The following is a 26147-nucleotide window of genomic DNA, read 5'->3' on the forward strand; positions in this document are numbered from 1 at the left end:
ACCTCACTTCCCGTATTTGGCGTGCACCGACTGCCGTGACATGCCGAGCGCGTCGCCGATCTGCTCCCAGGTCCAGCCCTGCTCCCTGGCCAGCGCCACCGACACCGCCTCGACCTGCTCGGCCAGCCGGTGCAGCGCGCCCACCGCCCGCAGCCCCATGGCCGGATCGTTCGACCTGATCCGCTCGGAGAGCTCTGTTACGTCCACGCTTGTCAGGCTAGATTGACAGCGGGGAATTTGTCAATCTAGCCTGACAGGCATGGAAGATGTGCTGATCGTGGGGGCGGGGCCCGTGGGGCTCATGCTCGCGTGCGAGCTGAGCCTTGCCGGCGCCCGCCCGATCGTGCTGGAGAAGAGGCCGGAGCCGAGCGAGCTGCCCAGGGCCAACGGCCTGGGCGGGCAGATCGTCGAGCTCCTCGACCACAGGGGCCTGCTGGAGCGCTTCAGCGCGGGCAGCCCGTTCGCGGGCCGGGCGCCCGGATTCCCGTTCGGCTCGGTGCCGCTGCGCTTCACGGGCATCGAGGACGTGCCGTTACGGCTGCTGATGATCCAGCAGCCGCGCCTGGAGAGGCTGCTGGCCGAGCGAGCGGTGGAGCTCGGAGCCGAGATCAGGAGGGGCTGCCAGGTGCTCTCGCTCACCCAGGACGGCGAGGGGGTGACGCTCGACCTCGTGGACAGGCCCCATGGGAGCGGCCGTCGCGTCCGGGCCCGCTACGTGGTCGGCTGCGACGGCGGGCGCAGCCTGGTGCGGAAGCTGGCCGGGATCGGCTTCCCCGGCACGACCGACCCTGAGGTGCTGCGACTCGGGCACTTCGCCGCCGACGTGAGCGTGTTCGAGTCACCACAGCTGGACGGCCTCGAGCCGGGCTGGAACCGCACCCCGCACGGCCGCCTGCTGCTCACCTCGCTCCAGCACGGCGTGCTGATCGCCGGCGTGCGCGAGAAGGGCGAGCCGCCCGACGGACCCGTGACGCCCGAGGACTTCGGCGCGGCCGTGCGACGGGTGCTCGGCCGGGACCTGCCGCTGGGCGAGCCGGTCTGGCTGTCGAGCACGGTCTCCCAGGCCAGGCTGGCCGAACGGTACCGGGCGGGGAGGGTGTTCCTGGCCGGGGACGCCGCGCACCTGTTCCCGGCGGGCGGCTCGGCGCTCAACGTGGGCATGACGGACGCGGCCAACCTCGGCTGGAAGCTGGCCGCCACCCTCCTCGGCCGGGTGCCAGAAGGGCTCCTGGACACGTACGAGTCCGAGCGCCGGCCGGTGGCCGAGCGGGCCCTCATGCAGACCCGCGCGCAGGCGGCGCTCGACCGGCTGGAGGGCGCGGACGGCGCGGCGCTGCGGGAACTGCTCACCGAGGTGTTCGCCTTCGAGCAGCCGCTGCGCCACCTCGCCGGGCTGCTGCACGACTCGGGCGTCCGGTACGGCTCGGCCCCCGCCCCGCCCCCCGGCTCCGGCTCGGGTCGTGGGTCCGGCGCGGAGGCCGCGCACCCGCTGGTGGGCCGGTTCGCTCCCGACCTGGCGCTGGCCGACGGGCGACGGCTGGCCGAGCTGATGCGCGCGGGCAGGCCCGTACTGCTCGACCTCGGCTGCGGCGCGGTACTCGACGACGACTGGATCGACGTGGTCAGGGCCCACGCCGACGACGCACCCGCCGACGCGCTGCTGATCCGCCCCGACGGCTACGTCGCCTGGGCAGGCGCGGACGGGCTCGCGGAAGCGGCCGAGCGGTGGTTCGGGGCCCCCACGAGCCGGTGATTCAGAGCCAGCCGGGTTTCACCAGACCCGACTCGTAGGCGATGACCACGAGCTGGGCGCGGTCGCGGGCGTGCAGCTTCATCATGGTCCGGCTCACGTGCGTCTTCGCGGTCGCCGGCGACATGAACAGCTTGGCCGCGATCTCGTCGTTCGTCATGCCGGTCCCGACCAGGGCGAGCACCTCGCGTTCGCGCTCGGTGAGCTGGTCGAGCCCGTTGGAGGCGACCGGCTCCTTGGCGCGTGAGGCGTACTCGGCGATCAGGCGGCGCGTCACGCTCGGCGACAGCAGCGCCTCGCCCGCCGCGACCACCCGGACGGCCTGGATCAGCTCGGCCGGCTCGGTGTCCTTGACCAGGAAGCCGCTGGCGCCGCCGCGCAGCGCCTCGAAGACGTACTCGTCCAGCTCGAACGTCGTCAGGATGATGATGTGCGGCCCCGGCGGCATCTGGCGGGTGGCGGTCAGGCCGTCGGTGCCCGGCATGCGGATGTCCATGAGCACCACGTCCGGCTGGTGCTCGCCGGAAAGCCGCACCGCCTCGGCGCCGTCGGACGCCTCGGCCACCACGGTCATGTCCGGCTGGGCGTCCAGCAGCGCCTTGAAGCCGGCGCGGACCAGCGCCTGGTCGTCGGCCAGCAGCACCTTGATCATGAAGTCTCCTCGGGTAGGGGCAGCCGGGCCTCGACCTGGAAACCGGCGCCCCCGTTGGTGGACAGGGGGCCCGCGACCAGCGTGCCGCCCAGCGCGGAGGCCCGCTCGCGCATGCCGGGGATGCCGTTGCCGCTGCCCTCCTCGGACAGCACGGGCGTGGTCGTCGCGCCGGTGTCGGCGACGTGGATGGCCAGCTCGCGCTCGCCGTACTCCAGCCGCACGTTCACCGACGAGCCGGGGGCGTGCCTGGCGGCGTTGGTGAGCGCCTCCTGCACGATCCGGTACGCGGCCCGCTCCACCGCCGGCGGCAGCGGGCGCGACCCGACCCGCTTGAGCGTCACGTCCATGCCCGAGCGCTCGACCAGGTCGTCGAGGCGGTCTAGCCCGGCCGTGGGGGAACGCGGAGCGCCTTCGCGCAGGACGTTCAGGACTGAGCGCAACTCACCCAGAACCTCCTTGGACGCCGTCTTGATGGTGGACAGAGCGGTCCTGGCCTGTTCCGGGTTGTCGTCGAAGAGGTGGAGGCCGGTGGACGCCTGGACGTGGATGAGCGAGATGTTGTGCGCGAGCACGTCGTGCAGCTCCTGCGCCATGGTCAGGCGCTCCTCGCTGGCCTGCCGCCTGGCCTCCTCCTCGGCGATGCGCTCGCGTTCGGCCCGGCGTTCCCTGACGATCCTGACCAGCTCGGCCACGACCATGAACAGCATGATGAACGTCAGGATCCACACGCTGTGGAACAGGTCGCGGTTGCCGATCAGCCAGGCGTAGGTGATGAACGACAGCACCGTCATCCCCGCCATGATCCAGGCCATCAGCCGCTTGCCCCGCGTGACCAGCAGGAAGAGCAGGACTCCCGGGCTGATGAAGCTGGGGCCGTAGGGAAAGCCGGCGGCCAGGAAGAGGTCGCAGGCGCCGAGCGCGGCGGCGGTGGTGAGCAGCGGGAAGCGGCGGTGCAGCAGGATCGCCAGCGGCCCGACCAGCAGCAGCGCGAAGGCGTACGGGTGGCCGACGATCGGCACCCGCATTATTCCGCGCTGCCCCCAGGACGCGCCCATGCCGACGACGAACTGGGCGGCTGCCACGATGAGGGCCAGATAGGGGTCGAAGCCGTACTTCCTACGCACAGCCCTACGCTAGATCAGCCTTCTGACCAGCGCATCATCCCTGTGTGTGAGGGGGGCCTACCGCCACGGGCGTACGTAGGCCATCGTAAGGACCATGCGCCGAGTGCTAGTCCCTGCAGCAGCAGTCCTCGTCTCGCTCGTGTCGGCCCCACCCGTGCTGGCAGAGCCAGAGCAGAAAGTCCCGGTCGCGGAGGGGTACGGCGGTGCCGTCGCGACCGTCGACCTCGATGCCAGCAAGGCCGCCATCTCCGTGCTCAGGAGGGGCGGCAACGCCGTGGACGCCGCCGTCGCCGCGGGCGCGGTGCTGGGCGTCACGGAGCCGTACTCCGCGGGCCTGGCCGGAGGCGGCTTCATGGTGTACTACGACGCCAGGCAGCGCAAGGTCTTCACGATCGACGGCCGCGAGACCGCCCCGCAGGCCATGACCTCGACCACGTTCGAGGGCATCCCGTTCGATGAGGGTGTCACCAGCGGCCTGTCGGCGGGCATTCCCGGCACGGTCGCGAACTGGGACCTGGCTCTACGGAAATTCGGCACGCTCTCGCTCAAACAAGCACTCCAGCCCGCGATCGACGTGGCCTCCAAGGGCTTCGTCGTGGACCAGACCTTCTACGACCAGACCGCCTCGAACCAGGCCCGGTTCAAGGACTTCACCTCCACGGCCAAGCTCTACCTCCCGAACGGCGCCCCGCCGCCCGTCGGCTCGGTGTTCAGGAATCCCGAGCTGGCGGCCACGTACCGCGAGCTCGGCAGGCGCGGCCCCGGCTGGCTGTACGGCGGGCAACTGGGCAAGGAGATCGTGGCCACCGTCAAGCAGCCGCCGGTCACCCCCGGCAGCACCCGCAACGTCCGGCCGGGCCTGATGGAGCTGTCCGACCTGCGCGCGTACCGCGCGCTCCAGCGCGAGCCCACCAAGATCTCCTACAACGGCAAGGACGTGTACGGCATGGCGCCGCCGTCCTCCGGCGGCTCGACGGTCGGCGAAGCACTCAACATCCTCGAGGCGTTGCCGCAGGTGGGTCTCCACGAATACCTTGAGGCGTCCAGGCTGGCCTTCGCCGACCGCGGCAAGTATGTCGGCGACATCCCCGGCGTGCCGCTCAAGGAGCTGCTGTCCGACGGCTTCGCCAAGGAGCGGGCCTGCCTGATCGGTGACAGGGCGATCGCCAGCCCGGCGGCGCCCGGCAGCCCGGACGGCTCGTACGAGCCCTGCGCCCAGCCCACCGGCAGCTCGACCCCGATCGCCGACGAGGGCCCCGAGACCACGCACCTGGTCATCGCCGACCGGTGGGGCAACGTGATCGCCTACAACCTGACCATCGAGTCCACCGGCGGCAACGGCATCGTGGTACCGGGGCGCGGCGTGCTGCTCAACAACGAGCTGACCGACTTCACGTTCGGGCCGGCGCCCGGCGACCCCAACCTGCCCGGCCCCGGCAAGCGTCCGCGCTCGTCGATGGCGCCCACGCTGGTGTTCGAGCACGGCAAGCCGGTGCTCGCCGTCGGATCCCCGGGCGGCTCGACCATCATCACGACCGTGCTGCAGATCCTGGTCAACCGGTACGAGTTCGGGATGAACCTGCCCGACGCGCTGGCCGCGCCCCGCGCCACGCAGCGCAACACCGCGCAGACACAGGCAGAGCAGGCGTTCCTCGACAAGTACCGCGCCGAGCTGGAGGCCAAGGGGCACAGCTTCGCGCTCAACCCGGAGATCGGGGCGGCCACCGCGCTGGAGTTCGTCGGCAGGGGCCGGGTCCAGGCCGTCGCCGAGCCGGTCCGCCGCGGCGGCGGCAGCGCGATGGTGGTGAAGCCCTAGAAGTCTCCCGCGTGGGACTTAGCCCATTCGGCGAAGGACCGCGCGGGCCGTCCGGTGACCTCCTCGACCGTGTTCGTCAGGGCCGGCGGCGGGCCGTCGAGCATCTGCGCGTAACCGTCGAGCAGGGCGTCCACGAACGAGTCGGGGAAGTCGTCGTCGGCCAGCAGCCGCTGCCGCTCCTCCTCCCGGCTGAGCTCCTGCCAGCGCAGCGGGCGTCCGAGCGCGTCGCCGATGATCCGTACCTGCTCGACCTGGGTCAGCGCCTCCGGCCCCGTCAGCACGTAGCGGGCGCCGTCGTGGCCGTCCGAGGTCAGCGCCCGTACGGCCACGGCGGCGATGTCGCGTTCGTGCAGCATGGCCATCTTCAGCGCGCCGAACGCGCCCCGCACCACGTCTCCCGAGCGGATCTGGTCGCGCCACCAGAGCGCGTTCGCGGCGAACGTGCTGGGCCAGAGCATGGTCCAGGCCAGGCCCGACTGCTCGACGCGCTGCTCGAGCTCGTGGTGCGACAGGCCGACGGCCGAGTCGGGCTGGTCGCGTACCGCTCCCGAGGAGAGCAGGACGAGGCGGCGGGCGTGGCGTCTGATCGCGCCGACCACGTCGGCGGCGAGGTCGGCGGTGTGGAAGGGCCAGATGAGGAAGACGGACTCCACGCCGTCCAGGCACCGGTCGATGGTTTCGTGGTCGCCCTTGACCACCTCGACGGCCGGGGGCAGGGCCGCCCAGGACGGGTCACGGGTCATGGCGCGTACGGGGTGGCCCGCCTCGACGAGCTGGTGGACGACCTGGCGGCCGACGTTTCCGGTGGCTCCTGTTACGAGAATCATGCAGCCAAGGCTGGCTCAGACACCCGAGCCGCCCCAATTGTCGGGAGCATTCTGGCGACTTTCCTCCATCGATCTACCATCATGAGATGGAATCCGCCGAACTAGATGCCGTCGACCGCGGCTTGGTGCACGCGCTCCAGCTCGACGGCCGCGCCCCCTTCGCCAGGATCGCCGACGTGCTGGGCGTCTCGGAGCAGACCGTGGCCCGCCGCTACCGCAGGCTCACCGCGGCGGGCGTGATCAGGGTGGTGGGCGGCCTCGACGGCCTGCTCCTCGGCTACACGCCCTGGACCATCCGCGTACGCTGCACGCCCGACGCCGGCACGGCCATCGCCGAGGCCCTGGCCAGGCGGCCCGACACGTACTGGGTGCACCTGCTGTCGGGCGGCACCGAGATCTCCTGCTTCACCCAGTCACCCGACGCGGTCCTGCTGGAGAAGCTGCCGAGGACGAGCCGCGTCCTGGGCATGACCGCGCACTCGCTCCTGCGGGGCTTCGCCGTGCCGGGCGGCTGGCGGGGGCTGGCCTGGCTGACGGAGGAGCAGGCCGGCCGGCTGCGCCCCGAGCCGCTCACCGGATCGGAGGGCATCGTCCTTCAGGAGGAGGACCACCGCCTCGTGGACGTGCTGGCCGAGGACGGCCGGGCCGGGTACGCGGAGCTGGCCAGGGCCACCGGCTGGTCGGAGTCCACGGTCAAGCGCCGCCTCAGCCAGCTCAGGGCGTCCGGCGCGCTCAACATCCAGCTCGACTACTCCCCCAGGCTGCTCGGCTACCGCGCCGAGGCCAGGCTGTGGATGTCCGTACGCCCCTCCGAGTTGCTCCACGTGGCCACCACCCTCGCGGGCCATCCGGAGATCTCCTTCGCCGGTGTCACCACCGGCCCGACGAACCTCCTCGCCGCCGCCGTCTGCCGCGACAACGCCGACCTCTACCGCTACCTCACCGAACGGGTCAGCGCCCTGGACGCCGTCCAGACGCTCGAGACCGCCCCCGTCCTCCGGACGATGAAACGCACCGGTGTCCTACCCCCGCGGGCGTACGTCCGGCCCGCATGAACACTCCCTGGGGCGAATCCGGAACAGAGCCCGACGTCCGATTCGGCGACCCCCTCCGCCGACAGACCCTGGAGGCACACACCGAGGAGGAGACATGCACAGCTTCTGGCCGATCATCCCGTTCTTCTGGGGACTGTTCTGGGTCGCCGTCGTCGGATTCGCCATCACCGCCCGGCGCAGGGGCTGGTGGGGGCCGCACCACAGGCCCGCCACGGCCTCGCCCACCTCGCCCACGTCGCCCACCGCGTCCGCGGAGCAGATCCTCGCCGAGCGGTACGCCCGCGGCGAGATGAGCGACGACGAGTACTTCGAGAGGATGTCCGTGCTCCGAGGCGGGGCAGCGTAACCATCACCAAAGGCGCAAACACTGTCACTGGCCGCATCCAAGGCATCGCGTTAGGTTGCGTATACCGGACTCGTGGAAGTGGGACAGGTATGCGATCTGTCGCGGAAGTCTGCGGCCAGTGCAGTCGTGGTTGAACGTCCTCACCCTGTTCGCCGGCGGTGCCGCCGCCGGGCTCGTGGCGGGGACGGCCACGTGCGCCGCCGCGCAGGGCGGGCTGCTCATGGGTCTGGTCGACGGCTGCCACGGGCGCGATCCCGCGCTGGTCGGCTGGTTCCTGGCGGGGCGGCTGGCCTCGTACAGCGTGGCCGGAGCGCTGCTCGGGCTGCTCGGCTCGGCCGTCAGCCTGCCGCCGCGGGCGCGCGCGGCGCTGCTCGTCGCGGCCGGCGTCACGATGATCGTCTTCGCGGTCCGGCTGATGAGGCGGGGGCACTGCGCGGCTCCGGCCGCGGCTGACGCCCCCTCGCGGTACCGGGCGCCGCTGCTGGGCGCGGCCACCGTCCTGGTGCCCTGCGGGGTGACGCTCGGCATGGAGATGATCGCGGTCTCCAGCGGCTCCCCGGTCGCGGGGGCGGCGGCCATGGCGGGGTTCGTCGTCGGCACCGCTCCGGCGTTCGCGCTGCTGGGCTACGTGCTGCGGCGCCTCTCACGCACCCGGCTGGCCCGGCTCGCCGGGGTCGTGGCCGTCGCCGCCGGGCTCTGGACCATCGGCGCCGGCATCAACCTGGGCGGCTGGATCGGCGGCCCAGTGGGTGGCCCAGTGGGTGGCCCAGCGGGTGGCACGGTGGGCGGCACCCCGCCTGCCACCGGGTCCGGCGTGCAGACCGTGACCATCTGGGCGACCCGCGAGGGCTACCGCCCGGCCATCGTGACGGCACGCGCGGGCGTGCCCGTCGATGTGGTGTTCAAGCTGGCGGACCGGGGATGCACCGGCACCGTCACGATCGGCGGGCGCGACGTCGCGCTGCCTGCCACCGTGCGCCTGCCGCCGCAACCGCGGGGATCGCTGCGGTACGTGTGCGGGATGGGCATGTACACGGGCCTCATCAACTTCTCCTAGCGCCGTGTCGGCGATTACTGTTCGCAATCACGCGATCACGTGCCACTCTGTTCGCCATGGCCTGGCAAGGAGAGGTGGCGGCGCCGACCGTACCGGCGCCGCGCGTGGGAGACGAGCCCGAGCTGCTGGCCGCCGCGCGTGCGGGTGACGCGCAGGCCGCACACCGGCTCGGCAAGCTTTACGCCCAGCACGGCGACCGCGCGGCCGCCAAGCACTGGTGGGAACGGGCGGCCGCCGCCGGCAACGTCGACAGCGCCTACAACCTGGGCGTCTGGCACGAGAAACACGGCAGCCTGGAGGAAGCGGTCACCTGGTACGAGTTCGCGGCCGGTACCGGCGACGCCGAGGCCGCGGCCAACCTGGCGACGCTCCTGCTGGAGCAGCGCGGCGACACCGGGGCCGCCAGACGCTGGTACGAGCGGGCGGCCCTCGGCGGATCCAGGGCGGCGGCGCGCAGGCTGGCCCTGATGTGCGAGGACGCGGGCGAGCTGGGGGCGGCACGGGAGTGGCACCGCAGGGCGGCCTCCGACGGCGACCTGACCTCGGCACACGACCTGGGCTTCCTGGCCTACGCCTCGGGCGACGACAAGGAGACCGTGCGCTGGTGGGAGTACGCGGCCAGGGGCGGCCACGCGGACTCGGCGTACTGCATGGGCCTCTACCTCGACGCCGGCCGCGATCCCGAGGGCGCGGAGGCGTACTACCGGCTGGCCGCCAAGAACGAGCACCCGGGCGCCGCCTCCCAGCTCGGCGGCGTCGCGCTGTCCAGGGGCGACCTGCGTACGGCCCGCGCCTGGTTCGAGCAGGCGGCCGGGACGGGGCGGGTCCACGACCAGCGGATGGCCGGGTTCGTCTGCGTGGAGCTGGGCGACTGCGCTGCGGCCAGCCACTGGTTCGGCCGCGCGGCGGCCGGCGGGGACGCCGAGTCGGCCTTCAACTACGGCCTGCTGCTGATCGCCGAGTTCGGCGACATGGCGGGCGGGCAGCACTGGTTCAGGCAGGCGGCGCAGGCCGGGCACCGCGGGGCCGCCGTCGAGCTGGGCGGGCTGCTGTCGGTGGCGGGCGAGGTGGGCGAGGCGCAGACCTGGCTGTCCGAGCCGCCGCCGGCCGCCGCCTGGGGGCGGCACGCCGAGCCGGAGCTGACCGCGAGGGCGGAGCTGGCCGCGGCCGCGACCGGGCGCAGGGGCGGCGTCTCGCTGTCGGTGTCGGACCTGGCCGAGGTGCTGGGCACCTGGGACCTGGTGACCAGGCCGCTGCACGACCATTCCGACGTGATCGGGTGGCTGGTCGAGCGGAGCGGGGTGCACCGGAGCGCGATCGACCACCTGGCGTCGGTGCGCGGCACGCTGCTGCGCCCCGGGAGCGCGCCGTGGCCCAGCCCCGCCGAGATCCAGTACGTCCTGGCCACGGCCCGCGACCTGCGCTGGCGCCTGGGCGTGCGCTAGAGATGGTGGAGGGCAGGTCCCTCCACCATCCGCTAGACCAGCTCAGCCACCGGTGTGAAGGGCAGGCCGAGCGCGTCGGCCACCGGCTGGTTGGTCAGCTTGCCGTCATAGGTGTTGAGCCCGCCCGCGAGGCCCGCGTCGGCCTTGAGCGCGTCGCGCCAGCCCAGGTTGGCCAGCTTGACCGCGTACGGGAGCGTCGCGTTCGTCAGGGCGTACGTGGAGGTGTTGGCCACGGACCCCGGCATGTTGGCCACGCAGTAGAACACCGACTCGTGCACCGTGTACGTCGGCTCGGCGTGCGTGGTCGGCCGCGAGTCCTCGAAGCAGCCGCCCTGGTCGATGGCGATGTCGACGAGCACGGAGCCCGGCTTCATGCGCGCGACCAGGTCGTTGGAGACCAGCGTCGGGGCCTTGGCGCCCGGGATCAGCACCGCGCCGATGACCAGGTCGGCCTGCAGGACCTCCTGCTCGATCGCGTACGACGTGGAGACCAGCGTCTTGAGCCGGCCCTGGTAGATGGCGTCGATGTGGCGCAGGCGGTCGATGTTGGTGTCGAGCACGGTCACGTCGGCGCCCATGCCGACGGCGATCTGCGCGGCGTTGAGGCCGGAGACGCCGCCGCCGATGACGACCACCTTCGCCGGGGCCACGCCGGGCACGCCGCCCGGCAGGACACCGCGGCCGCCGTTGAAGCGCATCATGTTGTACGCGCCCACCTGCGGCGCGAGCCGGCCCGCGACCTCGGACATCGGGGCGAGCAGCGGCAGGGCGTTGCCGACCTGGACGGTCTCGTACGCGATGCCGGTCGTCTTCCCGGCCAGCAGCGCGTCGGTGCAGGAGCGGGAGGCGGCCAGGTGCAGGTACGTGAAGAGCACCAGCCCTTCACGCAGCCGGTGGTACTCCTCGGCGATCGGCTCCTTGACCTTGAGCACCATGTCCGCCTCGCCCCACACGGCGTCGGCGCTGTCGAGGAGCTTCGCGCCCGCCGAGAGGTACTCCTCGTCCGTGATGGACGAGCCCAGCCCCGCGCCCCGCTGGACGAGGACGTCGTGACCGTTGCGCACCAGCTCGTGAACTCCGGCAGGGGTGGCGGCGACGCGATATTCGTGGTTCTTGACCTCGGCAGGAACGCCGATCTTCATGGTTTGATCCTTTCGCGAACCGGCACACCGTCGTACCGGGATTACGGTGTTACACGCGCGGCTTACAGGCGTGCCCATGCTCGGGTGAGCACGTCACGGAGAATCGACCCGATCTCGGCGAACTCCTCCGGACCCGCGATCAGCGGGGGCGAGAGCTGGATGACGGGATCTCCGCGGTCGTCGGCGCGGCAGTAGAGGCCCGCGTCGAACAGCGCCTTGGACAGGAAGCCACGCAGGAGCCGCTCGGACTCCTCGGCGCTGAACGTCTCCTTGGTGGCCTTGTCCTTGACCAGCTCGATGCCCCAGAAGTAGCCGGAGCCGCGCACGTCACCGACGATGGGCAGATCGCGCAGGCCGTCGAGGGTCTGCTTGAACAGCGGCTCGTTCCTGGTGACGTGACCGAGCAGGTCCTCACGTTCGAAGATATCAAGGTTGGCCAGTGCAACGGCCGAAGAGACAGGGTGGCCGCCGAAGGTGTATCCGTGGGCGAACATCGTGTCGCCGTTCTTGAAAGGCTCGAACAGCCGCTCATGCGCGATCATGGCGCCGATGGGCGAATAACCGCTGGTCAGGCCCTTGGCGCAGGTGATGATGTCAGGCACGTAGTCGAACTTCTGGCCGCCGAACATCGTGCCCAGCCGGCCGAAGGCGCAGATGACCTCGTCGGAGACGAGCAGCACGTCGTACTCGTCGCAGATCTCGCGCAGGCGCTGGAAGTAGCCGGGAGGGGGCGGGAAGCAGCCGCCGGCGTTCTGCACGGGCTCGGCGAAGACGGCGGCCACCGTGTCGGGGCCCTCCATCTCGATGGCGCGGGCCACGCGCTCGGCCGCCCAGAAGCCGTACTCCTCGGGGGTCATGCCCTTGACGCCGGTGATCTCGTCGGCGCGGTAGTGGTTGGTGTTGGGGACCCTGACCGAGCCGGGCACCAACGGCTCGAACATCTGCTTGAACGCGGGGATACCGGTGATCGACAGCGCGCCCTGCGGGGTGCCGTGGTAGGCGATCTGGCGGCTGATGACCTTGTGCTTGAGCGGCTTGCCGATGAGCTTGTAGTACTGCTTGGCGAGCTTCCAGGCGGTCTCGACCGCCTCGCCGCCGCCGGTGGTGAAGAAGACGCGGTTCAGTTCGCCGGGAGTGTAGGAGGCGAGGCGCTGGGCCAGCTCGGCGGCCTTGGGGTGGGCGTACGACCACAGAGGGAAGAACGCCAGCTCCTGGGCCTGCTTGGCGGCGGCCTCGGCCAGCTCCTGGCGTCCATGGCCGACCTGGACCACGAAGAGCCCGGCCAGACCGTCGAGGTAGCGCTTGCCGTGAATGTCGTAGACGTACGATCCCTCACCGCGCACGATGGTCGGGATCTCGGACTGCTGGTAGGCGCTGTGCCTGGTGAAGTGCAACCACAGGTTGTCCTGCGCGGCCTTCAGGACGTCGTTTTCCGGCTGCGTCATGGTTATCTTCCCTTGTGTCTGAACTCCCCACAGTGTGCATGTTCACCTGCGGATTTGCCAAGCGAATCGGTCGCAGCACTATGCAAGAAAATCGAGATCCGCAGAACCGGTTTGTAACAGCGACGAAATCCGCATGTACATTGGCGCGCGGGTCAGGCCCGTTGCCGCACTCGGGACGTTCTGTGATCCAATGAGAGCAACGCGTCTAGACCAGCCCGCAACCGGCCGAGACCTGTTGATGTTGACCACCACTGACGATGAATGACCCCCGGGGGACCTTCCGTGACTCCTGAGCAGATCAAGAGCGCTGTCGCCGCCGCGATGCCCCAGTCCGTCGAGGACCTCAAGCGGCTGGCAGCCATACCTTCCGTGGCCTTCCCCGGGCACCCGGAGGAGCCGGTGTTCGCCGCCGCCGCGCTGACGGAGGAGCTGCTGCGCTCCGCGGGACTGCCGCGCGTCCAGCAGGTGCCCGTCGACGGCAGCTTCCCGGCCGTCTACGGGGAGGCCCCCGCGCCTCCCGGCGCTCCCACCGTCCTGCTGTACGCGCACTATGACGTGCAGCCGGCGGGCGACCTGGCCGCGTGGCGGACCCCGCCGTTCGAGCCGACCCTGATCGACGGCCGCCTGTACGGGCGCGGCTGCGCGGATGACAAGTCGGGCGTCATCTCCCACGTCACCGCCCTGCGCGCCTTCCAGGGCCGCTTCCCGGTGGGCATCAAGGTCATCATCGAGGGCCAGGAGGAGTACGCGGGCGAGCGCCTTGAGGCGTTCGTCGAGCGCAACCCCGACCTGCTGCGCGCCGACGCCATCGTGGTCGCCGACTGCGGCAACCCGCGCGTCGGCGACCCGGCGGTCACGACCTCGCTGCGCGGCATGGCGGCGTTCACCATCGAGGTCCGCACGCTGAAGGAAGCGGTGCACAGCGGCTCGTTCGGCGGCGCCGCCCCCGACGCGCTGGCCGCTCTGATGCGCATGCTGACCTCGCTGCACGACGACAACGGCGACATCCGCGTGCCCGGCCTGCCGCGCGGGGCGTTCCTGGGCCAGGGGCCGTCGGAGGACGAGTTCAGGACGACGGCCGGCGTCCTGGAGGGGGTCTCCCTGGTGGGCTCGGGCTCACTGGCGGACCGGCTCTGGTCGTCGTACGCGATCACCGTGACGGGCCTGGACGTGCCGACGGTCTCGGGCGCGGTGAACGCGGTCCAGCCCGCCGCCCGGGCGCGCGTGACCGTCCGCGTCCCCCCGGCGGGAGACCCGAAGACCACGGTCAACGCGGTGGTGGAGTTCCTGCGCCAGGTGGCGCCGTGGGGCGTCCAGGTGTCGTTCGAGGACTTCACGGTGGGCTCCGGCTTCCAGGCGGACTCGGGCGGCAAGGCCCGGGCGGCGCTGAACCGCGCCATGGAGTGGTCCTTCGGCCGCCGGCCGCGCGACGTAGGCGCGGGGGGCTCCATCCCGCTGGTGAACACGCTGCTGAAGCAGTTCCCTGCGGCGGAGATCCTGCTGTTCGGGGCGGAGGACGAGGACGCCGCCATTCACGCGCCGAACGAGCGGGTGGACCTGGAGGAGCTCCAGCGCGTGGCGACGACCGAGGCCCTGTTCCTCCACGAGCTCAGCCTCCCCTCGGCGCTGGGAGTGTAGGCAGTAGGTCGCACGGGCCCACCCGTTGCCTTGTTACCGGGTGGGCTGCGCGGCCCGACGGCGCCTCAGCACGTGAGTGGTGCTGCCGTCTTCTTCGGCCACGTCCCGGACGTGCTCGAAGCCGATCCTGTTCAACACAGCCAGCGAGGCACTGTTGGGCGCCGCCACGGTGGCGTGCACCTCGGTCAGTCCCAGGGTGTCGAAGCCATAGGCGACGATCGCCTCGGCCAGCTCTCTCCCCAGCCCCGATCCCCACGCGTCAGGGGCCAGCGCGTAGATGATCTCGTAGCCCTGGACCACGTCGGTCGGCTTGATCTCAGCGTGTCCGATCAAGAGACCGTTCCGGCGAACGGCCCAGACGTCGAACAGCTCCTGGGCATAGACCTTCGTGAAGACCCGTCCGAACAGCGCACGGTCCTCCGCCTCGGTAGCAGGGCCATCGCCCATCCACTGCGAAACCCGCCGGTCCTGGAACAGGGCGACGAAGTCTTCCTCGTCCTCGGGGACGTACGGCTCCAGCAGCAGACGCTCGGTGCGCAGAGTCGGGGTCATAGACGGCGAAGTTAACCGCGCGCCGCTCTCCCGACAAATCATTTTCACCAGAACTCGGCGCATGGACTCACCCCGGCTCCGGGAGGCCCATCGAGGCGAGCCTGGCCGGGTCAATCACGGTCCTGATGGCGACGATCCGGCCGTCGACGACGGTGAACGCCATGACCGAGAGCGGAGTTCCGTCCTCGCGCCAGGAGACGAACCCGGGCAGGCCGTTGACGAGCACCGCTCGCCCGCGCGCGGCCGCACCGGCGGCGACTCGCGCGGATGCGCCGGTGGCGACCTTGGTGGCGCCGAGGATGACAAGCGCACCGTCGGGGGTGTCGACGGTCAGCCTCACCTCCGGGTCGAGCACGCGCAGCAACCCCTCGAAGTCGCCGCGGCGAGCCGCCGCCAGGAAAGCCTGGACCACCTCGCGCTGCCCCCGTCCGGCGGCCGTCGGCCGCTCGGTCGCCTGCACCTTCCTGCGGGCGCGGCTGGCGAGCATCTTGGCGGCATCAGCGGACTTGCCGAGGATGTGGCCGATCTCGTCGAACGGCACCGCGAACAGGTCATGCAGCACGAACGCCAGCCGCTCCCCCGGCCGGAGCGACTCCAGGACGACGAGCAGCGCGAGCCCGACCGAGTCGGCCAGCGCCACCTGCTCCTCCGGCGCGGGACCGTCGTCGACGGTCACCACGAGCTCGGACAGCCGGTCGTCGTAGGGCGCCTCAGGACGGTTCTGGCGCGAGCGCAGGACATCCAGGCTGATCCGGCCGACCACCGTGGTCAGCCAGCCTGCCAGGTTGTCGATCGTCGCCGCGTCCTGGCGGGAGAGCCGCAGCCAGGCCTCCTGGACCACGTCCTCGGCGTCGGCGTGCGACCCGAGCATGCGGTAGGCGACCGCCCTCAGCCGGTCGCGCTGAGCCTCGAACGCCTCGGCCACCGGGTCGGTCGGGCTGGTGTGGGACATGTTGTTACCTTCCTCGGATCTGCTCCGTCATGGGTGATGACGGGCCCGGACGGGCGCAGGTAACCGATGAAGGAGCAGACCGATGAAAGCACGTATGAACAGCTCGGCGAATCCCGACGTGATGACCGCGATCCAGCTGCTCAACAAGACGATTCACGCCGCCGGCGTCGACCCTCTCGCGCTCGAGCTGGTCCACCTCCGGGCCAGCCAGATCAACGGCTGTAGCCCGTGCGTGTTCGCCGGGGTCGCGTCGGCCAAGAAGAGCGGGGAGACCGACGAGCGGCTGCACAGCGTGGTCGCCTGGCGCGAGACGCCCTTCTTCACCGAGAAGGAGCGAGCGGCGCTCGCGCTGGCCGAGGCCGCCACCCGCATCCAGGACGGCGCGCCGGGCGTGACCGACGAGATCTGGGAGGCCGCCGCCGCTCACTTCGACGAGAAGCAGCTGTCCGCGATCATCCTGAGCATCGCGATGACCAACTTCTTCAACCGAATCAACCACACGATCCGCGCACAGGCCGGCATGACCTGGTGAGCCGGGCGGGGCGTCATCCGCTCGGAGGCCGCACGCCCGCACCACGCGATATGTCAGGGCCCGGATACCGCGGTATCCGGGCCCTGCCGCGTCACCGGCGCGGCGCCTGCCACTGGGTGCCGAGCCGGCCGTGCCGGATTCGGCCCGCCAAGCGGACGTGCAGCGTCTCCGGCGTGCTGTCGCCCGCGTCCCTGGTGATCTCCACCGTGCTGTGCCGTACCGACAGCTCGTTGGCGTTCACCACCATGCCCGGCGCGAGGATCAACTCCACGTTGCCGCCGTTCACCCGCAGCTCGATGACCAGCTCGGGTGCGCTGCGCGCCGCGCTGGTCAGGTCCAGCACCACGTCGCACCACGCGGTCCGCAGCGCCAGCCGGTGCGGCAGTGTCCACCGGCCGTCACGGCGCACCGAGCCGTGCCGCTCCTTGATGGTGAGCAGTTCGGCGGCCGGCTCGTCCGGCAGCATGAGCGCGCCGTCGCTGCCTGGCGCCGCGATCAGATCGCTGGTGAGCGGGGCCAGCGCGTCGACGGTGCGGGCGGCCAGCGCCTTGTCCAGCCGCTCGTCGAACTCGACGGGGTCGAGCCGGCCGTCGGCGACGCCGGCGCGCAGCAGTTCGATGGTCCGGTCGCGGTCCGCATCGGACGCGCGCAGCGCGGGTGAGCTGGGCGGATCTGCCGACATCCGGCCTCCTCATGGCGAGGGGGTGGCACCGGGCCACCGAAATTGCTGACTGATCGGTCCAAGGAGACAGCCACTTAGGCAATTCTGCGGCGGTAAGTGGCCATGGCGAAGATGTACGTGACGATGAGGATGCCGACACACCAGGCCAGGGCGATCCAGATGTCGGTGCCGACCGGCTGCTGGGTGAACAGGGCGCGGATGGCGTTGACGATGGAGGTCACCGGCTGGTGCTCGGCGAAGAAGCGCACCGGGCCGGGCATGGTGGCGGTGGGCACGAAGGCCGAGCTGAGGAACGGCAGGAAGATGAGCGGGTAGGAGAACGCGCTCGCGCCTTCCACGGACTTCGCGGACAGACCCGGGATGACGGCGAGCCACGTCAACGCCAGGGTGAACAGGACCAGGACGCCGGCGACCGCCAGCCATGCCGGCACTCCCGCCCCGGAGCGGAAGCCCATGAGCAGGGCGACGAGCACCACGACCACGAGCGAGATCAGGTTGGCGACCAGCGAGGTCAGCACGTGCGCCCACAGCACCGACGAGCGTGCGATCGGCATGGACTGGAAGCGTTCGAAGATGCCGCTCTTCATGTCCAGGAAGAGGCGGAATGCGGTGTAGGAGATGCCTGAGGCGATGGTGATGAGCAGGATGCCGGGCAGCAGATAGTTCACATACGAATCCGACTCTGTCTTGATCGCGCCGCCGAACACGTAGACGAACATCAGCATCATGGCGATCGGCATGATCGTGGTCGTGATGATGGTGTCCGCGCTGCGGGTGATGTGGCGCAGGGACCGTCCTAACAGGGCGGCGGTGTCGCCGAAGAAATGCTTGGTCATCGTTGTTCCTTATGCCTTCGTGCCGACGAGGGTGAGGAAGACGTCCTCGAGGGTCGGCTGCTTCTCGACGTATTCGACCTTGGCGGGCGGGAGCAGCTGCTTGAGCTCGGCCAGGGTGCCGTTGACGATGATCCGGCCCTCGTGGAGGATCGCGATCCGGTCGGCGAGGTGTTCGGCCTCGTCCAGATACTGCGTGGTGAGCAGCACCGTCGTGCCCTGTGCGGCGAGTTCCTTGACGGCCTGCCACACCTCGATGCGCGCCTGGGGGTCGAGCCCGGTGGTCGGCTCGTCGAGGAAGATGACCGGCGGGTTGCCGATGAGGCTCATGGCGATGTCGAGGCGGCGGCGCATGCCACCCGAGTACGTCGACACCTTCCGCGCGCCCGCGTCGGTCAGCGAGAAACGCCTCAGCAGGTCATCGGCGATCCTGCCGGGATCCTTGAGGTGTCGTAGGCGGGCGACCAGCACGAGGTTCTCCCGCCCGCTGAGGATCTCGTCCACGGCGGCGAACTGTCCGGTGAGGCTGATGGACTCGCGTACGTCCGCCGGTTGCGTGGCGACGTCGAAGCCGTTGACGCTGGCCGTGCCCGCGTCGGCCTTGAGCAGCGTGGACAGGATCTTCACGGCCGTGGTCTTGCCCGCTCCGTTGGAGCCGAGGAGGGCGAAAATGCTGCCCCGCGCCACGTCGAAGTCCACGCCGCGCAGCACCTGCAGCTCCTTGTACGACTTCTCCAGGCCTTGTACGTGGATCACAGGTCCTTGGACCTTGTTGGCTGTCATTCAGATATCCGTTCTCTGTTTGGTCGCGGCTTGTCGCCAGAGACGCGATCGAAGGCGTCATTGATGACGGGATCGACGGCGCGATTGATGACGCGATCGATGGCGCGGTCTTCCGCGGTGAGCGCACTGTGCGCGTGGTCGACGGCGATGTCGCCGCCGGTCGAGTTCATCCGCAGGTCGCCGGTGGCCTCGCCGATCCGGGGGCATCTGCCGGAGTTCTTGGGGACCTGCGGGCGCGGGCGTGGACCTCGCCGCTGCCGGTGGGGAGGTCGGCCTGGCCGCGCCGATGAGCGGCTAAAGTTCAGATTGGCAGTTCAACCGTGCTCTGCTGTAGCGGGCGCGGCCTCGGAGGGGGTGTTCCAGCACCCTCCCGAGGGCCCGTCCAACCGGACGGCGCCTACTCGCAGAAGACCCGCAAGTGGCCATCGGCCATCTCCATCTCCACGATCGTCTCGTCGAGGTGGTCCACGAGCGCCTCAAGCTGTTCGGGCTTGATCTGCGTCAGGTCGATCGGCACGCCCGACTTGCTCAGCTCGGCGTTGGCCCGATCCAGGGCCTTGGGCGGGACCAGGGCCGCCAGCTGTACGCCGGCCCGCAGCAGTTGCAGCGGCACCCGTACGTTGAGCCGCCCCGACTCGCCATCCTCCTCGAGGAACTCCATCACCACCCGCAGGTACTTCGCCTTGCCTTTCGGCCGGACGGCGGGACTGGCCGCCGGCGGCTCGGCTCGTTCGAGTGCGGCGATGAGCCGCTCCGCCTCCTCTACGGTGATCTGGCCCTCGGCCAGCATGCCGAGGACGTCCTTACGCTGTTCGTTCATCGCAACCTCTCCTATCGGATGGCTACGAGCACAGCCGTACGGCTGTACTCGACGTCGAACCGGGTGCCGGGTAACGCCGAGACGATGCGCCAGCCGGTGCCGAGTGCCCGCACCGCATCGATGCGGTACACGTGGCAGGCCACGGTGCCCCCCAGGACGGCCAGGACCAGAACCGGTGAGAGCACGAGCACCAACGGGAGTACGGGAACCCAGATCCGGATGGGACGACGGTCCGGGCGTTTGACCCCTACGGTCACCAGCTGCGGCATCATGTGTGCCCCTCCAACTCGGACAGGGCCTGCTGCGCGGTGATCTCGCCGCGGCGCAACCGATCGATGACCTCGGCCGGCGGCGGCGCCGGATCGGTCTCGACGAAGTCGAGCATCTGCGCGATCCGGTTGAGTCGTGACTTGATCGTCGGGTAGCTCACCCCGAAGATCCGTTCCATCTGCTTGATGGAACCGTGGCACCGCACGAACGCCGTGACGAAGACCTGATCCTCGACGCTGAGCTGAGCCAGTTGCGGCAGCTCGAACTCACCCTCGATCGCGACGCCGGCATCCGCCAGGCGCACCCGCTCGACGACGAACGGCCGGCCCCGGGTCAGGTTCGTGAGCTCCTGCCAGTCCATCGTCTGTTCTGTCATATCTAAAGTTATACCCGGGGTATCTTAAACTTTCAAGAAGTTGATCTTAATTTTCTTAAGCTTGCATGCCATCGGGCTCGTACTCGACGACCGGCTGGGTCATTCCGGGGTGAGCCGCAACACCGCTGATTCGCCGTTGACGGCCACTGCCGTGATGCTCAGGCCGTTCTCGGTGGCGGTGCTGTCGGCGGCCAGGACGAGCCTGAACCTGCCGTCCGAGCTGGAGGAGTTGCAGCTGACGCCGGTGCAGAATCCGCGCTGCGAGTATCCGAGATAACGCCCGACGACGGTGACGGTGTCGAAGCCGACCGACTGCACCCGTACCGATGCGACCCGAAGGCGGCGTGGCACCGGAAGCCTCGCCGCCGCGCCGACCCGGACCTCACAGCGGCCGTCAACGCAGGCGGACAGGTCGGTGCCGTCCGCGGCTGCCGGCAGGCCGGACGAACCCGGGGTCCCGCTCCGCGTCGAGGTGTCCGGGGTGGCGTCCTCTTGGGCGTCGTCGGCGGCCGCGGGCGGAGCGGACGAACTCGGAGAGCCGCTCCGCGTCAAGGCGTCCGGCGAGGTGCCGCCACCGGACGCGCACCCGGCCAGGACCAGCATTCCGCCCGCCGCCACCGCTGCCACCGCCGCGACCAGCCGATGCGGGACGCCGATGCCGTACGGGATGCCGCGCCTCCGCTCGCCGGGAGTCGTTCCTGACTTGTCCATGTGCCTGCACTCCTCGTCTGCCACCCGTCACTCAGCGTAACAAGACAGACGCGCGTGGTGCATGGCGGGGTGGCCTGCTCAGTGGCGGCTTGCACGCGCCGATGCACATGGTCGCCCTGAGGCGTCGGGACCGGTCCCGAGCGGGCGCGCTGTGGCACAGGCGTCGGCCGGTCGGGCGGTCAGTGCGATCACCAGGTGACCGGGAGCCGGTTGACGCCGTAGAGCGTGGCTCGCGTTCGCAGTGGCACCTGCTCGGGCGGCACGGTCAGGCGCAGGCCGGGGAAGCGGCGCAGCAGGGCCGGGTACGCGACCCGCAGCTCGACGCGGGCCAGTTGCTGGCCGAGGCACTGGTGGATGCCGTGGCCGAAGGCCAGATGGCCGCCGCCGCGCCGGGTGAGGTCAAGGCGGTCGGGGTCGGCGAAGCGGTCGGGGTCGCGGTGGACGACCGGCAGGGAGATTGTCACGGTCTCGCCCGCGCGGATGGTGTGGCCGGACATCGGTACGTCGTCCGTGGCGACGCGGATGGGGCCGATGTGGGCGATCGTGAGATAGCGCAGCAGTTCCTCGACCGCCCGGTCGGCGAGACGCGGGTCCTCCCGGAGGAGGGCGGCCTGTGCGGGGTTCTGGAGGAGCAGGAAAGAGCCCAGGCCCAGCATGCTCGCGGTGGTGTCGTGCCCGGCGACCAGCAGGAACGTGCCGACGCCGGCCAGTTCGGCGTCGGTGAGCTCGCCGCCGGCGACCAGCCCGCCCAGCACGTCGTCGGCCGGTTCCGCGTGCTTGCGCTCGACCAGTTCGGCGAGGTAGCCCATGACGTGCCCGACGGCGGCGGCCCGCTCCCCGGCGGTGCGCTCGAGGTCCACCATGGTGTCGGCGTTCTCCAGGAACCGGTCCCGATCGCCGTACGGCACCCCGAGCAGCTCGCAGATGACCATGGACGGGATGGGCCGCGCGAAGGCCGCCACGAGGTCGACCGGCGGGCCGGTGTGGGCCATCTCGTCCAGTCGCGCCTCGACGATCTCGATGATGCGCGGTTCGAGGGCCTGCATGCGCCGCGTGGTGAACTGGCCGGTGAGGAGCTTGCGGAAGCGGGCGTGCTCGGGGTCGTCCAGCGCCAGGAAGAACCCCGGCGGCAGCACCGTTTCCGGGGCCTTCACCACCGCCAGCTCGGCGATGGGCGGGCTGAAGTCGGAGTGGAAGCTGTTGCTGAAGCGGGGGTCGTCCAGCACCGTACGGGCTTCGGCGTAGCCGGTGACGAGCCAGCCGGGGCGGCCGTCGGCGTAGGTCATGCGGTGCAGCGGGCCCTGGTCACGTACCGGGCGCAGCTCGGCGGGTGGGTCGAAGGGGTTGGGCCGGTCGGTCGGCAGGCCCGGCAGAGGCTCGGTCATGGTTCTCTCCATGGTGGACGCGGTATCGAGAAAACCGCAGACTCTGAAAAATTTCAAGCCCTGAAGAGTTTCAGCGTCTGTGCTAAGCTCCCGGCATGTCTGCTGAAGTGGGGCTTCGCGAGCGCAAGAAGCTGCGGACACGCCGTGCGTTGGTGGAGGCGGCGATTCGGCTGTTCGACGAGAAGGGATTCGAGCGGACCACGGTCGACGAGATCGCCGCCGCGGTCGAAGTGTCGGCCCGGACCTTCTTCACGTACTTCGGCAGCAAGGAGGACGTGCTCTTCCTGCAGGCCGAGGACCGGGTCGAGCGGCTCATCGAGGCACTGACCGACCGCAGGCCCGACGAGCCGCTGGGTGAGGTGCTGCCCCGGCTCTTCGATCTGCTCGTGCAGGGATTCGCCGACGACGACGAGCTGGACATCGCGTTGTCCTCGGCGCGCGCCCGGCTGCTCTTCTCCGAGCCGGCCCTGCGGGCGCGGGGGATGTCGCTGATGTTCGACCAGCAGCCGCGCTTCGCCGAGGCATTGCACCAGGCCTACCCCGACCAGCTCGACCTGATCTCGGCGGCCGCGGTGGTCGGCGGCTTCTGGGGTGCCACAGGCGTGGCCGGTCTCGTCGCTCAGGGGCGCGGCGACTCTCCTGAGGAGATCCTGGCGGCGGGCCGGCGGGCCGTCGAGGTCATCGTGCGTGGAGTGGACCCGGCCGTGCTCGGCTCCGGGAGCGTGGACGTACCGGGAGAGGCGCCGTAATCGATCAGGCGCAGCAGGCGGTCGGCCTGTGCGCCGTCCGAGGCGGCCAGGGCGACGCCTTTGACCAGGGTCAGCAGATCGCGTACGTCGAGATCGGCGCGGGCGGCGCCCGCCTGCTTGGCCGCGTCCAGCAGGGTCGAGGCGGTGGCGAGCATGGAGGCGTGCCACTCCGCCACCAGCGTGGAGCAGCTCTGGTCGTCGGTGACCGACAGGGCCAGGTCGCGTTTCGTGGTGACGTGGTCCATGAAGAGCCGCAGCCATTCGTGGAGCGCCTCGTCGGCTGACCCGGTGGTCAGCAGGGTCTGGCCGCTCGTGCACAGGTGGGCGACCTCGTCGGCGTAGACGGCGACCAGCAGGTCCGTACGGGTGGGGAAATGCCGGTACATGGTGGCGTTGCCGACCCCGGCGCGGCGGGCCACGTCGTCGAGCGGCGCGTCGGTGCCGCGTTCGGCGAAGACCTGCGCGGCCGCGGCCAGCAGCTGGTCGTAGTTGCGCTGCGCGTCCGCCCGGCGAGGACGTGGTCCCATCTGTCTCCTTGCTAAGTGGGGGACTCCCCATCTACTCTAGTCGACATCAGGAAACGGGGAAGTCCCCACTTAATCGGCGGGAGAACGGCATGACGACGGCCGGGGACGTACATCGGCGCATCATCGAGCTCTACGGGGCCGGGCGGTTGGACGAAGGGCTGGCGCTCATCGACCCCGACGTGATCGACCACCGGGGCGGGGCGGACGGCGACCACCACGGGCTGGCCGCGTGGCGGGACAAGTGGGAGCGGGCCTTTTCCGGGGGGACAGGTTTTCACGACATGTCCGTGACGGTGGAGCAGAACGTCTCGACCGACGATCTGTCGGCGAACGTCTACCTCAGCACCGGCACCCACACGGCCTCCGGCCGCCGGTACGAGGTGCGGGGCATCGACATGATCCGCGTACGGGACGGCAGGATCGTCGAGCACTGGGCCATCAGGGACGCGGTGGCGATGCGCCACCAGCTCGGCCTGGATCAGTAGTGCCGGTACACCAGCCGGAGGCCCGTCTCCACCAGGGCCCAGCCCACCCGCTCCTCCAAGGTGCGGACGGCCGAGCCGGACGGCGGCGAGGCCAGGCGGTGCCGGTCCGCGTCGGCACGCAGCTCGTCGGCTCGCGTCCGCTCGACGTACAGGTATAGATCGGGATGCATCGGGTTCTCCTTACGTGCGGAACGGGAAGCCGTACGTGTGCACCGCGACGTTCTCGCGTCCCTCGGTGTCACCGGACTCGCGAGCCGCCTGCCCGTGCACCCGCCACTTCGTGATGACCTCGTTGAGCTCGTCACCCAGCCGGCGCAGCTCTTCGGCCGTCAGTGAGAGCAGGTACTCGGAGCTGAAAGTCGCGCTGCGCCAGTCGCCGGGCCAGGCGGCCTGGGTGTCGAGGTAGCTCTCATACATCTCGCTCAGTTGGCGGGCGTGCATGCGGGACAACGCGGCGTGGACCGCGGCACTCTCGGGGGCGTCGCGGAAGTCCTCGTCCCTGGTACTGACGCCGACGTCCGCGCGCCGCCACCAGCGCTCCCGGGCGTCGCCGCCCGCCTCCGCATCCTCGATGAGGCCGTGCGCGGCCAGCTTGCGCAGGTGGTAGCTGACCAGAGAGACGGCCTCGTCGACCTGTTCGGCGAGCTGCGAGGCGGTCGCCGTGCCCGCCACGTAGAGGGCGCGGTAGAGCTTCATGCGCAGCGGATGGCCCAGGGCCTTGAGCGTGTCGAGGTCCTTGATGCGGCGGATCTTCTCGGTGGCCATGGATCCACCATAGAAGCGAAAGAAAATTTGCGCAATAAAATTTGCGGATTAACGGAAGCGCCAGCGCGTCTGGCTGTAGTCGCCCTTGCGGAAGCCCAGCACCTTCGACGGCGCCACCTCGAACACCAGAGCATGCCCGTGCGCGAAGCTGGCGAACTCATCACCTTCGACGTCGAAGTGCCACTCAGGGCCGTACTTGGCCCCCCAGGCGTCACCCAGCCGCTTGAGCTTGTCCGGATCCCTGACGCGTTCCGCGCTCCCCTCGACCACCAGGTCCAGGCCGCCGCTCATCGAGCTGCCGCCCGTCGTCAGCGCGCACTCGCGGTTGGACTCGAGATTCTTGGCCTTCTGCTCCTCGGCTCCCGTGGCGAAGTAGAGCGCGTCGTCCTGCCAGATGGCTATCAACGGCGTGACGTGCGGGCGGCCGTCGGCGCGTACAGTGCTCAGCCAGTACGTCTCCGCGCGTTCGAGCTGGTCGCGGGCCTCGGCCCAGGGCGTGGGAGTCGCGTTCTCAACGCTGTAGCGTGCGTCCAGCTCGGCGATGGGTTCCATGGTCGCTCCTCAGGTACGGTTCTCACCCGTACGGACTTCCCGGCGCACGGAAACTCATCGCCGCACTGGAGCAAGCACCTGGCTATCTCACCGGCAGGTCGTAGACGCGGCGGACGCTCCTGTCCAGCTTGTGCTGGCGGCGCTGCGGAAAAGCCTTTGACGCCGTTCCTACGATGACCCCATGCCTGACATCGCAAGACTTGCTCTCTTCTGCGCGGCCACCCTCGGACTGCTCGTGGTACCCGGACCGGCGGTCCTCTACATCGTCACCCGGAGCGTCTCCCAGGGCCGCGGCGCCGGCCTGATCTCCGTGCTCGGGGTGCACGCGGGCTCGCTGGTCCACATCGCGGCCGCGGCGCTGGGCATCAGCGCGCTGCTGGCGGCCTCGGCCACGGCGTTCACCATCGTGAAGTACGTGGGCGTGGCGTACCTGCTCTGGCTCGGCGTACGCAAGCTGATGCGACGGGGCGAGGACGAGGGACCGGTGGAGCTGCCGGTGCAGTCGAAGAGGCGGCTGTTCTGGGAAGGGTTCGTGGTGAACGTGCTCAATCCCAAGACCGCGATCTTCTTCCTCGCCTTCCTCCCCCAGTTCACCGACCCGCACGCGGGGCCGGTCGGGCCGCAGATCCTGCTGCTCGGGGTGCTGTGGCTGGTGCTCGGGATGGCGTCCGACGGCACGTACGCGATGCTCTCGTCGGCGGTGGCCGGCCGGGTACGCGGGTCGGCCCGCGCGCGCCGGGGTCTCGACGTGGGGAGCGGGCTGGTCTACCTCGGGCTGGCGGCCTGGCTCACAGCCGAGAAGGCATGACAAGCCGGGAAATTTCCCGGCCATAGTGCGATAGTGAGATCAGATCGAGGGGACGGCACGTCGGGACG

At 70.2% G+C, this 26147-nt stretch carries 31 protein-coding genes and 1 pseudogene; 11 read left to right on the forward strand and 21 right to left on the reverse strand.

Going from position 1 to position 26147, the window contains the following annotated elements; all coding sequences use genetic code 11:
• Positions 1 to 3: 3 nt before the first annotated feature.
• The gene (locus AB0J64_RS07690) at positions 4 to 159 is read right to left on the reverse strand and encodes a helix-turn-helix domain-containing protein (protein WP_091081925.1); all 156 of its coding nucleotides are present in this window, start codon (positions 157 to 159) and stop codon (positions 4 to 6) included.
• A 100-nt stretch (positions 160 to 259) separates the two neighbouring features.
• Here AB0J64_RS07690 and AB0J64_RS07695 point away from each other — a divergent pair, with 100 nt between their 5' ends.
• A complete protein-coding gene (locus AB0J64_RS07695; RefSeq protein ID WP_364022266.1) occupies positions 260 to 1753 on the forward strand; it encodes an FAD-dependent oxidoreductase in 1494 nt (497 codons plus the stop codon).
• 1 nt (position 1754) lies between these two features.
• On the opposite strand, the gene AB0J64_RS07700 is transcribed toward AB0J64_RS07695, so the two are convergent.
• Both AB0J64_RS07700 and AB0J64_RS07705 read right to left on the reverse strand, forming a co-directional pair.
• Entirely contained in the window at positions 1755 to 2402 is a 648-nt protein-coding gene (locus AB0J64_RS07700; protein ID WP_364022269.1) for a response regulator transcription factor, read from the reverse strand.
• Positions 2399 to 3526, reverse strand: a complete 1128-nt coding sequence (locus tag AB0J64_RS07705) for a histidine kinase (protein WP_364022271.1) — start codon at positions 3524 to 3526, stop codon at positions 2399 to 2401. Before AB0J64_RS07705 ends, AB0J64_RS07700 begins: the two co-directional genes overlap by 4 nt.
• Positions 3527 to 3620: 94 nt before the next feature.
• Here AB0J64_RS07705 and ggt point away from each other — a divergent pair, with 94 nt between their 5' ends.
• A complete protein-coding gene (gene ggt, locus AB0J64_RS07710; protein WP_364022273.1) occupies positions 3621 to 5342 on the forward strand; it encodes a gamma-glutamyltransferase in 1722 nt (573 codons plus the stop codon).
• Here the strand turns inward: ggt and AB0J64_RS07715 are convergent.
• Complete coding sequence (locus AB0J64_RS07715) at positions 5339 to 6169, reverse strand: NAD(P)H-binding protein (RefSeq protein WP_364022276.1); 831 nt, start codon at positions 6167 to 6169, stop codon at positions 5339 to 5341. The two genes, ggt and AB0J64_RS07715, sit on opposite strands and share 4 nt — an antisense overlap.
• A gap of 86 nt (positions 6170 to 6255) precedes the next feature.
• Here AB0J64_RS07715 and AB0J64_RS07720 point away from each other — a divergent pair, with 86 nt between their 5' ends.
• The 4 genes from AB0J64_RS07720 (at position 6256) to AB0J64_RS07735 (ending at position 10072) form a co-directional block, all read left to right on the forward strand.
• A complete protein-coding gene (locus AB0J64_RS07720; RefSeq protein ID WP_364022279.1) occupies positions 6256 to 7224 on the forward strand; it encodes an Lrp/AsnC family transcriptional regulator in 969 nt (322 codons plus the stop codon).
• Between the two features lie 94 nt (positions 7225 to 7318).
• Positions 7319 to 7570: an SHOCT domain-containing protein gene (locus AB0J64_RS07725; protein WP_364022282.1), complete on the forward strand. Its 252-nt coding sequence runs from the start codon at positions 7319 to 7321 to the stop codon at positions 7568 to 7570.
• Positions 7571 to 7688: 118 nt separating this feature from the next.
• The gene (locus AB0J64_RS07730) at positions 7689 to 8627 is read left to right on the forward strand and encodes a sulfite exporter TauE/SafE family protein (RefSeq protein WP_364022285.1); all 939 of its coding nucleotides are present in this window, start codon (positions 7689 to 7691) and stop codon (positions 8625 to 8627) included.
• Between the two features lie 56 nt (positions 8628 to 8683).
• Positions 8684 to 10072, forward strand: a complete 1389-nt coding sequence (locus AB0J64_RS07735) for a tetratricopeptide repeat protein (RefSeq protein ID WP_364022288.1) — start codon at positions 8684 to 8686, stop codon at positions 10070 to 10072.
• Between the two features lie 32 nt (positions 10073 to 10104).
• Here the strand turns inward: AB0J64_RS07735 and ald are convergent, their stop codons facing one another.
• Entirely contained in the window at positions 10105 to 11214 is a 1110-nt protein-coding gene (gene ald / locus AB0J64_RS07740; protein ID WP_364022290.1) for an alanine dehydrogenase, read from the reverse strand.
• A 62-nt stretch (positions 11215 to 11276) separates the two neighbouring features.
• Positions 11277 to 12659 carry an aspartate aminotransferase family protein gene (locus AB0J64_RS07745; RefSeq protein ID WP_364022293.1) on the reverse strand — a complete coding sequence of 461 codons (1383 nt, stop codon included), beginning with the start codon at positions 12657 to 12659 and terminating at the stop codon, positions 11277 to 11279.
• A 282-nt stretch (positions 12660 to 12941) separates the two neighbouring features.
• Here AB0J64_RS07745 and AB0J64_RS07750 point away from each other — a divergent pair, with 282 nt between their 5' ends.
• Positions 12942 to 14297: a dipeptidase gene (locus AB0J64_RS07750; protein WP_364022296.1), complete on the forward strand. Its 1356-nt coding sequence runs from the start codon at positions 12942 to 12944 to the stop codon at positions 14295 to 14297.
• A gap of 33 nt (positions 14298 to 14330) precedes the next feature.
• Here the strand turns inward: AB0J64_RS07750 and AB0J64_RS07755 are convergent, their stop codons facing one another.
• Together AB0J64_RS07755 and AB0J64_RS07760 are read right to left on the reverse strand one after the other, a co-directional pair.
• Positions 14331 to 14849 (reverse strand): GNAT family N-acetyltransferase, encoded by a 519-nt coding sequence (locus tag AB0J64_RS07755; protein ID WP_364022299.1) that lies wholly within the window; start codon positions 14847 to 14849, stop codon positions 14331 to 14333.
• A 67-nt stretch (positions 14850 to 14916) separates the two neighbouring features.
• The gene (locus AB0J64_RS07760) at positions 14917 to 15801 is read right to left on the reverse strand and encodes a sigma-70 family RNA polymerase sigma factor (protein ID WP_364022302.1); all 885 of its coding nucleotides are present in this window, start codon (positions 15799 to 15801) and stop codon (positions 14917 to 14919) included.
• A gap of 82 nt (positions 15802 to 15883) precedes the next feature.
• Here AB0J64_RS07760 and AB0J64_RS07765 point away from each other — a divergent pair, with 82 nt between their 5' ends.
• On the forward strand, positions 15884 to 16333 hold the full coding sequence (locus AB0J64_RS07765; RefSeq protein WP_364022305.1) for a carboxymuconolactone decarboxylase family protein: 450 nt from the start codon (positions 15884 to 15886) through the stop codon (positions 16331 to 16333).
• Positions 16334 to 16424: 91 nt separating this feature from the next.
• On the opposite strand, the gene AB0J64_RS07770 is transcribed toward AB0J64_RS07765, so the two are convergent.
• The 9 genes from AB0J64_RS07770 to AB0J64_RS07810 all read right to left on the reverse strand — a co-directional run bounded on the left by AB0J64_RS07770 (position 16425) and on the right by AB0J64_RS07810 (position 22193).
• Complete coding sequence (locus AB0J64_RS07770; RefSeq protein ID WP_364022308.1) at positions 16425 to 17015, reverse strand: DUF1707 domain-containing protein; 591 nt, start codon at positions 17013 to 17015, stop codon at positions 16425 to 16427.
• Positions 17016 to 17089: 74 nt separating this feature from the next.
• A complete protein-coding gene (locus tag AB0J64_RS07775) occupies positions 17090 to 17851 on the reverse strand; it encodes an ABC transporter permease (RefSeq protein ID WP_364022311.1) in 762 nt (253 codons plus the stop codon).
• 9 nt (positions 17852 to 17860) lie between these two features.
• Positions 17861 to 18631 carry an ATP-binding cassette domain-containing protein gene (locus AB0J64_RS07780; protein WP_364022314.1) on the reverse strand — a complete coding sequence of 257 codons (771 nt, stop codon included), beginning with the start codon at positions 18629 to 18631 and terminating at the stop codon, positions 17861 to 17863.
• The gene (locus AB0J64_RS07785) at positions 18628 to 18801 is read right to left on the reverse strand and encodes a hypothetical protein (RefSeq protein ID WP_364022317.1); all 174 of its coding nucleotides are present in this window, start codon (positions 18799 to 18801) and stop codon (positions 18628 to 18630) included. The genes AB0J64_RS07780 and AB0J64_RS07785 overlap by 4 nt, the downstream gene beginning before the upstream one ends.
• A gap of 227 nt (positions 18802 to 19028) precedes the next feature.
• Entirely contained in the window at positions 19029 to 19451 is a 423-nt protein-coding gene (locus tag AB0J64_RS07790; RefSeq protein ID WP_364022320.1) for a hypothetical protein, read from the reverse strand.
• Positions 19452 to 19462: 11 nt separating this feature from the next.
• Positions 19463 to 19723, reverse strand: coding sequence for a hypothetical protein (locus AB0J64_RS07795; RefSeq protein WP_364022323.1), 261 nt, complete (start codon positions 19721 to 19723; stop codon positions 19463 to 19465).
• Positions 19720 to 20082, reverse strand: a complete 363-nt coding sequence (locus tag AB0J64_RS07800; protein ID WP_364022326.1) for a DUF2089 domain-containing protein — start codon at positions 20080 to 20082, stop codon at positions 19720 to 19722. Before AB0J64_RS07800 ends, AB0J64_RS07795 begins: the two co-directional genes overlap by 4 nt.
• A 114-nt stretch (positions 20083 to 20196) precedes the next feature.
• Positions 20197 to 20808: a hypothetical protein gene (locus AB0J64_RS07805; RefSeq protein WP_364022329.1), complete on the reverse strand. Its 612-nt coding sequence runs from the start codon at positions 20806 to 20808 to the stop codon at positions 20197 to 20199.
• Between the two features lie 188 nt (positions 20809 to 20996).
• Positions 20997 to 22193: a cytochrome P450 gene (locus AB0J64_RS07810; protein WP_364022332.1), complete on the reverse strand. Its 1197-nt coding sequence runs from the start codon at positions 22191 to 22193 to the stop codon at positions 20997 to 20999.
• 95 nt (positions 22194 to 22288) lie between these two features.
• Here AB0J64_RS07810 and AB0J64_RS07815 point away from each other — a divergent pair, with 95 nt between their 5' ends.
• Entirely contained in the window at positions 22289 to 22942 is a 654-nt protein-coding gene (locus AB0J64_RS07815) for a TetR/AcrR family transcriptional regulator (protein ID WP_364022335.1), read from the forward strand.
• Between the two features lie 14 nt (positions 22943 to 22956).
• On the opposite strand, the pseudogene AB0J64_RS07820 reads toward AB0J64_RS07815, so the two are convergent.
• A pseudogene (locus AB0J64_RS07820) lies at positions 22957 to 23469 on the reverse strand (helix-turn-helix domain-containing protein); the annotation flags it as partial.
• 89 nt (positions 23470 to 23558) lie between these two features.
• Between AB0J64_RS07820 and AB0J64_RS07825 the strand changes: the two are divergent.
• Complete coding sequence (locus AB0J64_RS07825; RefSeq protein WP_364022338.1) at positions 23559 to 23954, forward strand: ester cyclase; 396 nt, start codon at positions 23559 to 23561, stop codon at positions 23952 to 23954.
• Here AB0J64_RS07825 and AB0J64_RS07830 read toward each other — a convergent pair.
• Genes AB0J64_RS07830 through AB0J64_RS07840 form a run of 3 tightly spaced genes read right to left on the reverse strand, consistent with a single transcriptional unit; the run spans position 23948 to position 25271 of the window.
• Positions 23948 to 24124 carry a hypothetical protein gene (locus AB0J64_RS07830; protein WP_364022341.1) on the reverse strand — a complete coding sequence of 59 codons (177 nt, stop codon included), beginning with the start codon at positions 24122 to 24124 and terminating at the stop codon, positions 23948 to 23950. The two genes, AB0J64_RS07825 and AB0J64_RS07830, sit on opposite strands and share 7 nt — an antisense overlap.
• A 10-nt stretch (positions 24125 to 24134) precedes the next feature.
• Entirely contained in the window at positions 24135 to 24719 is a 585-nt protein-coding gene (locus AB0J64_RS07835; protein ID WP_364022344.1) for a helix-turn-helix domain-containing protein, read from the reverse strand.
• Positions 24720 to 24767: 48 nt separating this feature from the next.
• Complete coding sequence (locus tag AB0J64_RS07840) at positions 24768 to 25271, reverse strand: pyridoxamine 5'-phosphate oxidase family protein (protein ID WP_364022347.1); 504 nt, start codon at positions 25269 to 25271, stop codon at positions 24768 to 24770.
• 181 nt (positions 25272 to 25452) lie between these two features.
• Between AB0J64_RS07840 and AB0J64_RS07845 the strand changes: the two genes are divergently transcribed.
• A complete protein-coding gene (locus AB0J64_RS07845; RefSeq protein WP_364022350.1) occupies positions 25453 to 26079 on the forward strand; it encodes a LysE family translocator in 627 nt (208 codons plus the stop codon).
• The last annotated feature ends 68 nt before the right edge of the window (positions 26080 to 26147 follow it).

Origin of the sequence: Nonomuraea sp. NPDC049695 (assembly GCF_040674955.1) — a bacterium.
GTDB classification, from domain to species: Bacteria; Actinomycetota; Actinomycetes; order Streptosporangiales; family Streptosporangiaceae; genus Nonomuraea; species Nonomuraea helvata.